At 65.8% G+C, this 13,907-nt stretch carries 7 protein-coding genes; 5 read left to right on the forward strand and 2 right to left on the reverse strand.

The window, feature by feature from the left end; translation table 11 throughout:
• Positions 1-82: 82 nt before the first annotated feature.
• The 4 genes from ACTJK4_RS16555 (at position 83) to ACTJK4_RS16570 (ending at position 10,419) form a co-directional block, all read left to right on the forward strand.
• Complete coding sequence (locus tag ACTJK4_RS16555; RefSeq protein ID WP_004626997.1) at positions 83-652, forward strand: winged helix DNA-binding protein; 570 nt, start codon at positions 83-85, stop codon at positions 650-652.
• 147 nt (positions 653-799) lie between these two features.
• Entirely contained in the window at positions 800-4,900 is a 4,101-nt protein-coding gene (purL, locus tag ACTJK4_RS16560; protein WP_260802423.1) for a phosphoribosylformylglycinamidine synthase, read from the forward strand.
• Between the two features lie 301 nt (positions 4,901-5,201).
• On the forward strand, positions 5,202-9,299 hold the full coding sequence (locus tag ACTJK4_RS16565; protein ID WP_440818568.1) for an autotransporter domain-containing protein: 4,098 nt from the start codon (positions 5,202-5,204) through the stop codon (positions 9,297-9,299).
• Positions 9,300-9,525: 226 nt separating this feature from the next.
• Positions 9,526-10,419 carry a transporter substrate-binding domain-containing protein gene (locus ACTJK4_RS16570; protein WP_440075953.1) on the forward strand — a complete coding sequence of 298 codons (894 nt, stop codon included), beginning with the start codon at positions 9,526-9,528 and terminating at the stop codon, positions 10,417-10,419.
• A gap of 9 nt (positions 10,420-10,428) precedes the next feature.
• On the opposite strand, the gene ACTJK4_RS16575 is transcribed toward ACTJK4_RS16570, so the two are convergent.
• Both ACTJK4_RS16575 and ACTJK4_RS16580 read right to left on the reverse strand, forming a co-directional pair.
• Positions 10,429-11,667: a serine hydrolase domain-containing protein gene (locus tag ACTJK4_RS16575; RefSeq protein WP_440818421.1), complete on the reverse strand. Its 1,239-nt coding sequence runs from the start codon at positions 11,665-11,667 to the stop codon at positions 10,429-10,431.
• 69 nt (positions 11,668-11,736) lie between these two features.
• The gene (locus ACTJK4_RS16580; RefSeq protein ID WP_440818422.1) at positions 11,737-12,663 is read right to left on the reverse strand and encodes a LysR family transcriptional regulator; all 927 of its coding nucleotides are present in this window, start codon (positions 12,661-12,663) and stop codon (positions 11,737-11,739) included.
• Positions 12,664-12,794: 131 nt separating this feature from the next.
• Here ACTJK4_RS16580 and ACTJK4_RS16585 point away from each other — a divergent pair, with 131 nt between their 5' ends.
• On the forward strand, positions 12,795-13,559 hold the full coding sequence (locus ACTJK4_RS16585; RefSeq protein ID WP_440818423.1) for an SDR family NAD(P)-dependent oxidoreductase: 765 nt from the start codon (positions 12,795-12,797) through the stop codon (positions 13,557-13,559).
• Positions 13,560-13,907 lie beyond the last annotated feature (348 nt).

Here is a 13,907-nt window from a genome sequence, read left to right on the forward strand (position 1 = left end):
AACTACGCTTTTATCCATGCAGACATGACGATCTATTCTCTTACAATAGCCTGCGTTTCCGGTCCTTTCCCTGCCCGTTGCAATGTCCAAATCGCCGACCACCCCGAAAGCTGATCTGCCGCAATCCGCAGCCAATGAGGATGCAGGGAAGGGCGGGCCGATCGTGTCTTCGTCACACTTGGTGTCGGCACGAAGCCCCGAGCTGTCGGAGTTCGAATTTGCGCTCAACACGGCCTACAACGCCTACAACCGCTGGTGCGTGCGCTGCATGGCCGCCGCCGGCGTGCGCGACCTGACCTTCCTTGATGTGCTGGTGGTGCACCACGTCAACCACCGTGGTCGCGCCAAGCGCCTGGCGGACATCTGCTTCGTGCTGAACGTGGAAGACACCCACCTTGTGACGTATTCCCTCAAGAAACTGCAGGGGATGGACCTGGTGGAGGGCACCCGCAACGGCAAGGAAGTCACTTACACCACCACCGAAGCCGGCGAAAAGGCCTGCGCCCGATACCGCGAGATCCGCGAGCAGTGCCTGACCAGCAATATTTCGCCCAGCGGCGAGGAAAATGCCGAGATTGGCGAGCTGGCGCGCCTGCTGCGGGTGCTGACGGGCCTGTACGAGCAGGCAGCACGGTCCGCCACGTCGCTGTAAAACGGGCGTTTGCAGCCGGTTGCAGCCGAGGCGGCGCCATTTTCGCCCGATTTGAGGGTCGGTAACGAGGGCAGGGCAAGGTACAATAGCGGTTTCCCCGCGCACGCCGGGAACTCCTCCTTCCAGCTACTGCCTGCCTTGCCCACCATGGCGCATTTCTCGTGCTTTCCCGGCGCTCTCGCGCTGTCCGCCTTCCGTCAGCAACGCCTGCTTTCCACCCTCAAGCGCATCGATCCCGATATCGATGCCGTCAGTGCCCAATACCTGCATTTCGTGGCCGCCGACACGCCGCTGTCGGCCGATGAATCTGCCCGTGTGCAAGCGCTGCTGACCTACGGTTCGCCCGCCCCGGCCGATGTCGAGGGGGACCGCTTCGTGGTCATTCCGCGCTTCGGCACGATCTCGCCGTGGGCCAGCAAGGCGACGGAAATCGCCCGCCACTGCGCACTGCCGCAAATCCATCGCATCGAGCGCGGCGTGGAATTTACCGTCACGTGCAAGAAGGGCCTCATCCGCAGCCTGACCGGTGCTGCCAAGCATCTGGACGACGCCACCCGGGCCGCCGTGGCCGAGCACCTGCACGACCGCATGACCGAGACGGTCATCGACTCGCGCGAAGCCGGCTACGGCCTGTTCGACGTGTTGCCCGCCAAGGCATTGCGCTTTGTCGATATCGCCGGTGGCCAGGATGCTGGTCGTCGTGCCTTGGAAGCCGCCAACGTCGAGATGGGCCTGGCCCTGTCCGATGATGAAATCGACTACCTGGTCGACGCCTACCGCAAGCTCGAACGCAACCCGACCGACGTCGAGCTGATGATGTTCGCGCAGGCCAACAGCGAGCACTGCCGCCACAAGATCTTCAACGCCGACTGGACCATCGACGGCGAGACGCAGGACAAGTCGCTCTTCGCGATGATCCGCAACACCCACCAGCTCGCGCCGCAGGGCACGATCGTCGCGTATTCGGACAACGCCGCCGTGATGGAAGGCGGCATGGCCGAGCGCTGGTTCGCGCACGCAGGCACGGAAGGCGAGACGGGCGTGCCGCAATACGGCCCCCGCGAAGCCCTGACGCACACGCTGATGAAGGTGGAGACGCACAATCACCCGACGGCCATCTCGCCGTTCCCGGGCGCGTCCACCGGCGCGGGCGGTGAAATCCGCGACGAAGGCGCAACGGGCCGCGGCGCCAAGCCCAAGGCTGGCCTGACCGGCTTTACCGTGTCGAATCTGCTGCTGCCGGAAGCCGTGCAGTCGTGGGAAAACGCCCGCGATACTGCCCAGCCCGTGGCGCACCGCAACCCGGATGAAGCCGCACCGGGCCCCGTCGGCAAACCGGACCGCATCGCCTCGCCGCTGCAGATCATGATCGAAGGTCCGATCGGCGGCGCTGCGTTCAACAACGAATTTGGCCGGCCCAACCTGGGCGGCTATTTCCGCGTCTACGAGCAGAACGTGGGCGGCACCGTGCGCGGCTATCACAAGCCGATCATGATTGCGGGCGGCATCGGCAACATCGATGCTGGCCACACGCACAAGCACGGCCTGCCGGCCGGCACGCTGCTGATTCAACTGGGCGGCCCCGGCATGCGCATCGGCATGGGCGGCGGCGCGGCCAGCTCGATGGCCACCGGCACCAATACGGCCGACCTGGACTTCGATTCCGTCCAGCGCGGCAACCCCGAAATGCAGCGCCGGGCGCAGGAAGTCATCAACGCGTGCTGGGCACTGGGCGAAGACAACCCGATTCTGTCGATCCACGACGTCGGCGCGGGCGGCATCTCCAACGCCTTCCCTGAGATCGTCGACGGCGCCGAGAAGGGCGCGCGCTTCGACCTGCGCCAGGTGCATCTGGAAGAGTCCGGCCTGAGCCCGGCAGAAATCTGGTGCAACGAATCGCAAGAGCGCTACACGCTTGCGATTGCCCCCGGCGATTTCCCGCGCTTCCAGGCCATGTGCGAGCGCGAGCGCGCACCGTTCTCGGTGGTCGGTTTCGCCACGGACGAGCAGCAGCTGCAAGTCGTTGACAGCGACACCGCACCTGACGTCGCCGAGCACTTCCCGGTCAACATGCCGATGGACGTGCTGCTCGGCAAGCCGCCGCGCATGCACCGTGACGTGCGCCGCGCCGCGCAGGAACTGCCGGAAGTCGATGTCACCGGCTTGGACCTGGAAGTTGTCGCACGCGACGTGCTGCGTCATCCGACGGTGGCCAGCAAGTCGTTCCTCATCACGATTGGCGACCGCACCGTTGGCGGCCTGAACACGCGCGACCAGATGGTCGGCCCGTGGCAGGTGCCGGTGGCCGACGTGGCCGTCACCACGCTGGACTACAAGGGCTATGCCGGCGAGGCGATGACGATGGGCGAGCGCACGCCGCTGGCCGTCATCAACGCGCCTGCATCGGGCCGCATGGCCATCGGCGAATCCATCACGAACATCGCCGCTGCACCGATCGACTCGCTCACGCAACTCAAGCTGTCGGCCAACTGGATGGCCGCCTGCGGCGTGAACGGTGAAGACGCCCGCCTGTACGACACCGTCAAGGCGGTCGGTATGGAGCTGTGCCCGGCACTGGGTATCAGCATTCCGGTGGGCAAGGATTCGCTGTCGATGCGCACCAAGTGGGAAGACGAAGGCGCAGCGAAGGAAGTCGTGGCGCCGGTGTCGCTCATCGTCTCGGCGTTTGCGCCGGTGACGGACGTGCGCAAGACGCTCACGCCGCAGCTCAAGCAAGTCGAATCGGCTAACGCGCCGGCCGACACCACGCTGATCCTGATCGACCTCGGCCGCGGCAAGAACCGTATGGGCGGCAGCATCCTGGCGCAAGTCACCGAGCAGATCGGCAACAGCGTGCCCGACGTGGACGACGCCGAAGACCTCAAGCGCTTCTTCGCCGCCATCCAGCAATTGAACGCAAGCGGCTCGCTGCTGGCGTATCACGACCGCTCCGACGGCGGCCTGTGGGCGACCGTCTGCGAAATGGCCTTCGCCGGACACTGCGGCGTGTCGATCAACGTCGACATGCTCACGCTGGACGATGCAGCCGATCATGGCGACGCCAAGAACTGGGCGCAGCAAGTCTCCGGCCGCCGCGCGGACCTCACCTTGCGTGCGCTGTTCTCCGAAGAACTCGGTGCTGTCATCCAGGTGCCGCTGGCCCAGCGCGACGCTGTGTTCGCGGTGCTGCGCGAGCACGGCCTGGCCGGCTGCAGCCACGTGATCGGCGCCCCCAACGCCAACGACCACATCGAAATCTGGCGCGACGCCAAGAAGGTGTTCAGCGCGTCGCGCATCGAGCTGCAACGCACCTGGACGGACGTCTCCTGGCGCATCGCCAGCCTGCGCGACAACCCCGAGTGCACGCAGAGCGAATACGACCGCATCCTCGACGCCGAAGACCCGGGCATCTCGCCCAAGCTCACGTTTGATATTGCGGAAGACGTGGCCGCGCCGTTCATCGCCACGGGCGCCCGCCCGCGCATGGCGATCCTGCGCGAGCAGGGCGTCAACTCGCAGATCGAAATGGCCTACGCGATGGACAAGGCCGGCTTCGACACCTACGACGTCCACATGAGCGACCTGCTGGCCGGCCGCACGAACCTCGCCAGCTTCAAGGGCTTCGTCGCCTGCGGCGGTTTCAGCTACGGCGATGTGCTTGGCGCGGGCGAAGGCTGGGCGAAGACGATCCTCTTCAACAACATGCTCGCCGAGCAGTTCGCGGCCTTCTTCAACCGCACCGATTCGATCGCGCTGGGTGTGTGCAACGGCTGCCAGATGATGGCGAACCTCGCCCCGATCATCCCGGGTGCCGGCGCATGGCCCAAGTTCACCCGCAACCAGTCGGAGCAGTACGAAGGCCGCCTGGTGACCGTGCAGGTCGAAGCATCCCCGTCGATTTTCTACGCGGGCATGGAAGGCAGCCGCATCCCCATCGTCGTCGCGCACGGCGAGGGTTATGCAGACTTCTCGCAGCAAGGCGACATCGGCAAGGTCGCCGTTGGCCTGCGCTACGTCGACAACCGCGGCGAAGTCACGCAGACGTACCCGCTGAACCCGAACGGCTCGCCGCAGGGCATTGCTTCGGTGACGACGCATGACGGCCGTTTCACCGCCCTGATGCCGCATCCGGAACGCGTGTTCCGCGCCGTGCAGATGAGCTGGCATCCGAAGGAATGGGAAGCCGCTGGCGACGGCAGCAGCCCGTGGATGCGGATGTTCCGCAACGCTCGGAAGTGGATGGCGTAAGCAGTCCGCTGCGCAGCAAAATGAAAAACGCGCCGGGGCGACTCGGTGCGTTTTTTTTTCGCCCTCCGTTGAGGCGACAAGCCCCCAGCCGTAAAGCAACCCTTACCGACAGCCCGGGCAATATTTCCTAGGCAAGTGTTATATTTCGCGCGCATGCGCCCCGGCCTATGAGCCGAAAACGCAATACCCGCAGCCGGCGCGCCAGAGAACGACAACACAAAAAAACGGGTCACCCGCGCCACGGTCCTGCCTCTCAACGATCAGCGCCCGACCCATGGGTCAACACAACGAGGGGATCGACATGAACCGGGTCTATCGGCTGGTCTGGAGCCGCAGCTTGCGCGCTCCGCAAGTGGTGTCCGAATGTACAAAGGCGTCGCACGGGGGCGTTGACGCCGGCAACGACACGACACATGCGCGTCGGCGAGCCTCCATCATTTCAATCGGCGTATCGCTTGGGCTGGCCGGTGCGGCGCTCCCCGGATGGGCCGCAACCTGCTCGCCCAGTACGATCGCAAACTGCAGCGCGGCCGGCGGCGCCGGCATCCCCAACCGCAGCGGCAATGGGGGCAGCGGTAACGGCGGTGGCGGCGGTTCGTCCGGGCTGGGCAACGGTGGCGCAACGGTGCAGATTCCTGGCGGTGCAACGTCAGGCGGGACTGGCGGCACCGGGGCCCTGAACGACAGCAACCAAAACGGCCCCGGCGGGGCGCCGGCAGTGGTGCTCGCTGGCGATGCGGTGGTCAATACGAACGTACAGGGCGGGTCGGGCCAAGCGTTCGACGGATTCAATTTCGCTGGCGGCGCCGGTGGCGGCGGCTCCGGCGTGTATTCCACCGGCACCAGCCTCACGGTTAACAACGGGATGACCGTGCAGGGCGGCGCCGGCGGAAATGGGGGCGCCGGCACATCGGGGCCAGCCTCCAACGGCGGCGGTGGCGGGGGTGGCGGCGCTGCCTTGGTGATGGTGACGCCTGCCGCCGACGTGAACAACCAAGGCACGCTGGTCGGTGGCAATGGCGGTAACGGAGGGGGCGGCGGAAACCCGGGCGGCGGCGGTGGCGGCGGCGATGGGTTGCTCGTCTTGGGCTCCGGCACTCAGGTGACCAACGTTGGGACGATCGTGGGCGGTGTAGCCGGCGCTGCCGGTGGCGGCGGCAGCACGGCTGGTGCCAGTGGCGCGGGCGTCAATCTGGCTGCCGGGTTCAACGTGCTCACCAACGTCGGCACGATTACCGGCGGTGCGGGCAACGGCGGTGCAGCGGGCGTGGGTGTCATTGCCAACGGCGCGGTCATCGTCAATGGCGGCACCATCAGCGGCGGGCTGTTCAGCGACGGCGTAACGCGTGCGGCAGCCATCCAGTTCAACGGGACGAACAACACGCTGCAACTCGTTACGGGTTCCAACATCGTCGGCAACCTCGACGTAGCAGCGGGGGCAGCAGCCAAGATCACCGCCGGCAGTGCAGGCCTTTCGCTGTCGAACAACGTCACGCTGGGCGACGCTACGTCCCGCGTCACGCTCGATTCGACCACGACGAACCTCGTGGTGTCAGGCGTCATATCGGGTGCGGGCAGCGTGGGTGTCACCGGCAGTCGAACGATCACGCTGACGGGCGACAACACCTACACGGGCGCGACCACCATCACCACCGGCACGCTGCAGATCGGCAACGGCGGCACCACGGGCTCGGTGGCGGGCAATATCGTCAACAACGGCACACTGGCCTTCAACCGCGGCGATGCGATGACGTACGCCGGCACCATCAGCGGCACGGGCAATCTGGTGCAGGCAGGGTCTGGCACGCTGACCATCTCGGGCACGGCGGGCTATGCCGGCAGTACCACCATCAACGCCGGCACGCTCGCGCTGTCCGGCGCTGGCAGCATCGCTGCCTCTAGCGGCGTGGCGAACAACGGCACGTTGGATATTGCCGGCACAACTGGGGGCGCCACCATCAACACACTCACGGGTACGGGCACGGTCGCCCTCGGTGGCCGGACGCTGACGCTCGCCAACGCAGCCGGCACGTTCAGCGGCGTCATCGGCGGCGCAGGCGGGCTCACCGTGGCGGGTGGCACGCAAACGCTGTCGAGCACAAACGTCTTTACCGGCACAACCACCATCAACGCGGGCACGCTCGCGCTGTCGGGTGCAGGCAGCATTGCGACCTCCGGCGGGGTGGTCAACAACGGCACGTTTGATATTTCTGGGACGACCTCCGGCGCCACCATCAACACCCTGACAGGTACGGGCACCGTCGCGCTGGGTGGCCAGACGCTGAAGCTGGCCAATGCAACCGGCACATTCAGCGGCGCGATCGGCGGTACGGGCGGCCTCACTGTCAGCGGTGGCACGCAAACGCTGTCGGGCGCGAACGGCTTTACCGGCGCAACCACCATCAACGCCGGCACGCTCGCGTTGTCGGGCGCCGGCAGCATTGCGGCGTCCTCGGGCGTGGTCAACAACGGCACGTTCGATATCTCCGGGACGACCTCCGGCGCCACCATCAACGCGCTGACAGGCTCGGGCGTGGTGGCTCTGGGCAGCCGGACGCTCAACTTGGCGAATGCCTCCGGCACGTTCAGCGGCGCCATCGGTGGTACGGGCGGCCTTACGCTGGATGGCGGCACGCAAACGCTGTCCGGCGTGAACACCTATAGCGGGGCAACGACCATCAACGCTGGCACGCTGGCGTTGACGGGCGCCGGCCGCCTGGCTTCGGCTACGAGCGTCACGCTTACGGGAGCCAGCTCGACACTCGATCTGTCCGGAGGGGCCAACCAGACGGTCACGCATCTCTCCGGCGTCGCCGGCAGCCGCGTGGTGCTGAACGGCAGTGCGCTGACGCTGGCTGACGACTCGTCCCAAACCTTCACCGGCAGCCTGAGCGGCAATGGGTCGTTGATCAAGCAGGGCACGGGCACGCTCACGCTCAACGGTGTCAGCAGCGGCTTCTCGGGGTCGACCACGGTAGCGGGCGGCACCCTGGCGGTTGGCGACGCGGCAAACGCCAGTGCGGTGCTTGGCGGCAATGTCCTGGTGAACGCGCTTGGCACGCTGCGCGGCCACGGCACGGTTTCGGGCGACGTGACCAGCAGCGGAGTGGTCGCGCCGGGCGGCTCCATCGGCACGCTGTCCGTGGGCGGCAATTACACGCAAGCGTCGGGCGGCACGCTCTCCATCGAAGTCAGCCCGACGGACGCGTCGCAACTGCGCGTGGGCGGTGCCGCGGCGCTCGGCGGGTCGCTGGCCATCGTGTTCGATCCGGGCACCTATACCGCCCGCCGCTACACCGTGCTGAGCGCGGCCAACGGCGTGACGGGCCGCTTCGCCAACGTCAGCACGGCAACGGCCGGCGCCAGCCTCGGCACCTTGCAGACCTCGGTGGACTACGGAACGAATGCGGTCGATCTGCTGCTCGCAGAAGCAACAGTGCCCGGTGCACCCGGTGGCCCGACCGTAGTCGCGCCGACCAAGACCTCCATCTACACGGCACTGGGCACGACGGCGCTGCTGCAGGCGCAAAGCGCCAACGCCGCGCTGCTCGGCCGGTTGTCCGGGCCGCAAGACGCGCTTGGCGGCTCCAACAACGTATGGGCTACGGCCAGCGGCTCCAGCACGAAGGTGGGCGGCACAGGCAATGCGCCGGGCTTCCTCACGCATGCCTACGGGTTCCTCGCAGGAGCGGAGGGCCGCCTTGGGGCAGCCACCGTCGGCGCGGCGGGCGGCTACACGCACACCACGCTCGGCGAAGACACCACCGGCGCATCGGGCGCCATCGACACGCTGCGTGTGGCGCTTTACGGGGCGCAGCCGATGGGTGCCGTCAACCTGTCGGCCACCGTCGGCTACGGGCTTGATTTCTTCTCGCAGAAGCGGCCGTTCGGCAGCGTGGGTACGGCCGAAGGCGACCATCTCGCGCACGAATTCACGGCCGCCACGCAGGCCAGCTTGCCCATGGAGATGGGCGGCATTCGGCTCGCGCCGCACGTGGGGCTGCGTTATGCCTATGTGCGCGGCAGCGGCTTCGGCGAGAACGGTGCCAACGGCCAGAACCTGCAAGTCGGCCCGGACAGCGCGCGCAGTCTCCAGCCGTATGTGGGCGTCACGCTCGACAAGGCCTTCGGCGATGTGCGGCCGGTCAACGTGCAGCTTCGCGTGGGCTATGCGCACGAGCTGATGAACGCCGGCCGCGTGGTCCAGGTCCAGAGCCAGGACGGCACCGTGTTCGCGGCCCCGGGCACCGACCTGCCGCGTTCGTTCCTGACAACCGGGGCGAGCGTCACGCTCCAGGCAGCCAAGGCAACCACGGTGTCCCTGGGCGTGGATGCCACCATCAACACGAGCCACGTGTCTGCGCAGTCTGCGTACGTGCGGGTCAACCACAAGTTCTGACGGAGCAGGGCGTGCCGATGCGCACGCCCAGGCGATGACGAACAACGCGCCGGGGCAACTCGGCGCGTTTTTTCTTTTGCGCGCTGAGCCAGGCGTGTCGGGCATGTTGACTTGCATCAATGGCAAGAACGGCATGGCGTCTAGATTTCCGTAGAGGGGCTGTAGCGGCCACAAACCAACAGAGTCAGCGAGCTACAGAGCGCGGGACGCATCCACGGAGACGCACATGAACACGATACGCACACTCGCTTCCACGCTCGTCGTGGCGGGCCTAACGGTAACTGCGCAGGGCATCCACGCGCAGACGCTGGAAAAGATCGCTGCGGCAGACAAGATCACGGTGGGTTATCGCGAAGCGGCGGTTCCGTTCAGCTACTTGCTGGCCCCGAACAAGGCGGTCGGGTTTTCCGTCGATCTGACTCAAGCCATCGTCGACGATGTGCGCGCCCGGTTGAAGAAGCCGTCTTTGCAGGTCGACGCGATTCCCGTCACCGGCACGAACCGCATTCCGTTGCTCGTCAACGGCACCTACGACCTCGAATGCGGATCGACCACCAACACCAGCGCGCGCGGCAAGGAGGTGGCTTTCTCAATCAACTTCTTCTACGCAGGAACGCGCCTGCTGACCAAGCGCGATTCGGGCATCAAGAACTACACGGACCTGGCCGGCAAGACCGTCGCCAGCACAGCCGGCAGCACGAACGAAAAGGTGCTGAAGAAATTTGCCGTCGACCACAACATCGACGTCCAGATCATCTCCGGCAAGGACTATGCAGACGGGCTGAAGCTGGTCGAAACTGGCCGTGCATCGGCATTGGCGCTCGATGACGTGCTGCTGTATGGCCTGCGCGCCAACTCCGCGAATCCGGCGGCGCTCGAAGTCGTGGCCGAAACCCTGCAGGTCGAGCCGTATGCCTGCATGGTCCGCAAGGACGACCCCGCCTTCAAGCGGCTCGTCGATGCCACCATCAAACGCCTGATGAAATCCGGCGAGTTCACCGCGCTGTACAAGAAGTGGTTCGAGTCGCCCATCCCGCCGGCCGGGGCAAACCTCGACATGCCGATGAGCGATGCGCTGCGCGCCAATCTGAAAAAGCGCAGCGATAAGCCGGCGCTCTGAGCGCACTCGCTATCGACCAAACTGTTCGACGACACCACGCCACAACGCCTCCCGCTCAGCGCCCAGGTGCGCGCCGCTCGCATCGCCGGCCGCGTCCTGGCCCACTGCAAGATGGACCATCGTGAGCCTGGATTGCGGGTCCACGTAAATTGCCTGTCCATGGATGCCGAGCAGCACAAACCGCCGCGCTTGTCCCGGCAAAAGCCAGACCTGGAAGCCGTAGCCGTAATAGCGGCTGCCGTGATACGTCATCTGCCCCGGGCGAAACGGATCGGGCTGGCGCGATGCGTCGGTCATGTCGAGCAGGAACGCACGCGGCACGACTTGGCGGCCTTGCACCACGCCATCGTTGGCGAGCATGGAACCGAGGCGCGCGTAGTCCCGCGCCGTCGCATTGAAGCCGCCTTGTGCAAACGCCGATCCGTCGGATTGGCGCACGAGGTAGGTCGCCTTGGCTTCGGCCCCCATCGGCTTCCATAGCTTGTCGTCAACGAAGTCGCACAGGCTGCGGTGCGTAGCCGCCTGCAGCACCAGCGCCAACACTTCGGTTTGCGCGCCCGCGTAGTTGAAACGCGTGCCCGGCGCGTCGGCGCGCTCGTTGACCTGGGCCGCTGCCGCGAGCACGCCTTGCTTCGCTGCCGTCTTGAGGAAGCGCGCCCGGTCGTCGGTCGGGGTGTAGTCCTCGACGTACTTCGCACCGGAGGCCATGCGCAGCAGATCGACGATGCGCGTTCCACCGTACAGCGTGCCCGCCAGCTCCGGCACGTATTGGTCCACACGGTCATCCAGCGAGTGCAGGCTTCCATCCTCCAGCGCCTTGCCGATGGCCAGTGCAACCAGCGTCTTGGCCATCGAGTTGGACAGCATGCGCATGTCTTGCGTGCGGTCGTAGCCGTAATGCTCGGCCAGGATCACGCCGTCCTGAACGATCAGCACAGCGGTTGCGCGCTGATGCTCCATGTAGTCGGCCAGCGTGTACTCACGATTGCGGAAGCGATACCGGACGTCCGGCTCCTTTTCTGAAGTTTTGAGCTGCACCGGTTTGTCGGCCGGCGCCAGGTCGCAAGACGGCGAGATGCGGTCCATTCCGCTGAAGGCCCCCACGATGTACTGCGCCTCGTGGATGCGTGCCGCGCTTGGGGCAAGCGGATAGCCTTGCGCCTTGCCGAGTCGATCTTCATCGGGAGAGGCGATGGCGACGCCGCAGGCGAGCAGCGCGAACGTTGTGCAATATCTGAGAGCTTTCATGACCAGGGCAGGAGTGAGGTTGCTGACTGCGGCAAGCCGTGAGACTACACCGGCTGCAAGACGGAGCGCCTACGCATTTGTGCCCAGCGGTTCCAGATACGGCCCCAGCAACTCGCCCATCCAGTTCATGAAGACCTGCACCCGAACCGGCAGGTTTCGCCGGTTTGGATACACCAGCGACACCGGCATCGGCGGCGGCCGGAAGTCAGGCATGACGTCGATGAGCGTGCCGTCCGCAATCGCCGACGACAGCCCCGCGTACACCGGCGCCTGGATCATCCCCAGCCCCGCGCGGCACGCTGCGTCGTAGCTCTCGGCCGAACTGACGGTGACCGCGCCTTTCATCGACCGGAAGGCCGAGCGGCCATCGATCGTGTATTCCCACCCCGGCGACTTCGTCCCCAGCGTCTGCACGTAATGGACGATGCGATGGTGGTCGAGGTCGTCGAGCGTTTTCGGCATGCCATAGCGCGCGATGTAACTGGGGCTCGCGCAGTTGACCTGATGCAACTGGCCGAGCGGGCGCGCAATCAGGCTGCTGTCGGTCAGGGTGCCGATGCGCAGCACGCAGTCGAAGCCTTCGCGCACCGGGTCCACGCGGCGGTCGGTGCTGGAGAGTTCGATTTCCAGTTCGGGATGCGCATCGAGCAACGCGGGCAGGGCTGGGATGACGATGCGGCGGGCAACGCCGACCGGCATGTCGACGCGCAGGCGGCCGCGCAGCGCCTGCGGGCTCTGGCGGAACATCGTCTGCAGCTCGTCCATGTCGGCCAGCAGGTCCTGGCAGCGCTCGTAGAACGTCTGGCCGTCCTGCGTGAGCTGCACCTTGCGGGTGGTCCGGTGCAGCAGGCGCGTGCCGAGCATCGTTTCCAGCTGCTGCACCGCCACCGAGGCGGCCGGCTTGGGAATGCTCAAGGCTTCGGCCGCACGCGTGAAGCTGGCAAGTTCAGCCACGCGCACAAAAATCTGCATGGCTTCGAGTCGGTTGGTGGACATGGCGGGCGGGTTGATTGTTATCTGTGGGCAAACACAGCGATAGGATAAGCGAGATTTATTCTTTTTTTGTCGCCCAATACCATGCTCTCACGGTGTTCGACACCCATACCAAACCCAACCGGAGAGCAAACATGACGCAGACCCATACCCCCATCGCGATCGTCACCGGCGGCAGCCGCGGCCTTGGCAAGAACATGGTGCAGAAGCTCTCGCAGCGCGGCACCGACGTGATCTTCACCTACCGCAGCAACCGCGCTGAAGCCGATGCCCTTGTCGCTGAACTGACAGCCCAGGGCCGCCGTGCCGCCGCCTTGCAGCTCGACGCCGGCAAGATCGCCACGTTCCCCGCCTTTGCCGAGGCCGTGCGCGGCGTGCTGGCGCAGTGGAAGGCCGAGCGCTTTGATTACCTCGTCAACAACGCTGGCGTGGGCGTGCATGCCGCCGTGGCCGAAACCACCGAAGCGCAGTTCGACGAACTGATGAACGTGCATTTCAAGGGCGTGTTCTTCCTCACGCAGATCCTGCTGCCGCTCATGGCGGACGGCGGGCGCATCGTGAATATTTCGTCGGGGCTGGCGCGCTTTGCGCTGCCGGGCTACGGCGCGTATGCGGCAATGAAGGGCGCCGTGGAGGTGCTGACGCGCTATCTGGCGAAGGAACTTGGCTCGCGCAGCATTGCCGTGAACGTGGTCGCGCCGGGCGCCATCGAGACAGACTTTGGCGGCGGTGCCGTGCGCGACAACGCGAGCCTCAATGCGATGGTGGCATCCAATACAGCGCTGGGGCGCGCTGGTGTGCCGGACGACATCGGCGGCGTGGTGGCCTCGTTGCTGTCGCCGGACAACCGGTGGATCAATGCCCAGCGCATCGAGGCATCGGGTGGGATGTTCCTGTAAGCAGGGCACGTCCCTGCGCATGGGGTTCAGAACGCCAACTGTGGAGTTCTGAGCTCCATACGCCGAGTTCTGAACTCCATGCGCCGAGTTCTGAGCTCCATGCGCCGAGTTCTGAGCTCCACGCGCCGAGTTCTGAGCTCCACGCGCCGAGTTCTGAGCTCCACGCGCCGAGTTCTGAGCTCCGTTCGCCGAGCTCTGAACTCCATGCGTCGAGCAAAAAGCCTCGCGCGTCGCGTTCTGAACTCGGGACTTCGAGAAAAGAGGCTCGGCGGCTCCGTCCGTTATTTCGTGCTCAAAGCTCAGCGTGGGAGTCCTGCCTTGCACTGTCATCCGGATAGGGGAGGCAGC

This window comes from Ralstonia sp. 22111, assembly GCF_052045895.1.
GTDB classification, from domain to species: domain Bacteria; phylum Pseudomonadota; class Gammaproteobacteria; order Burkholderiales; family Burkholderiaceae; genus Ralstonia; species Ralstonia wenshanensis.

Excerpts from the sequence above, each read along its gene's own strand:
- ACTJK4_RS16585 (WP_440818423.1), top strand. The coding sequence starts at position 12,795 with ATGACGCAGACCCATACCCCCATCGCGATCGTCACCGGCGGCAGCCGC.
- ACTJK4_RS16570 (WP_440075953.1), top strand. The coding sequence starts at position 9,526 with ATGAACACGATACGCACACTCGCTTCCACGCTCGTCGTGGCGGGCCTA.
- ACTJK4_RS16575 (WP_440818421.1), bottom strand. The coding sequence starts at position 11,667 with ATGAAAGCTCTCAGATATTGCACAACGTTCGCGCTGCTCGCCTGCGGC.
- ACTJK4_RS16580 (WP_440818422.1), bottom strand. The coding sequence starts at position 12,663 with ATGTCCACCAACCGACTCGAAGCCATGCAGATTTTTGTGCGCGTGGCT.
- ACTJK4_RS16565 (WP_440818568.1), top strand. The coding sequence starts at position 5,202 with ATGAACCGGGTCTATCGGCTGGTCTGGAGCCGCAGCTTGCGCGCTCCG.
- purL (WP_260802423.1), top strand. The coding sequence starts at position 800 with ATGGCGCATTTCTCGTGCTTTCCCGGCGCTCTCGCGCTGTCCGCCTTC.
- ACTJK4_RS16555 (WP_004626997.1), top strand. The coding sequence starts at position 83 with ATGTCCAAATCGCCGACCACCCCGAAAGCTGATCTGCCGCAATCCGCA.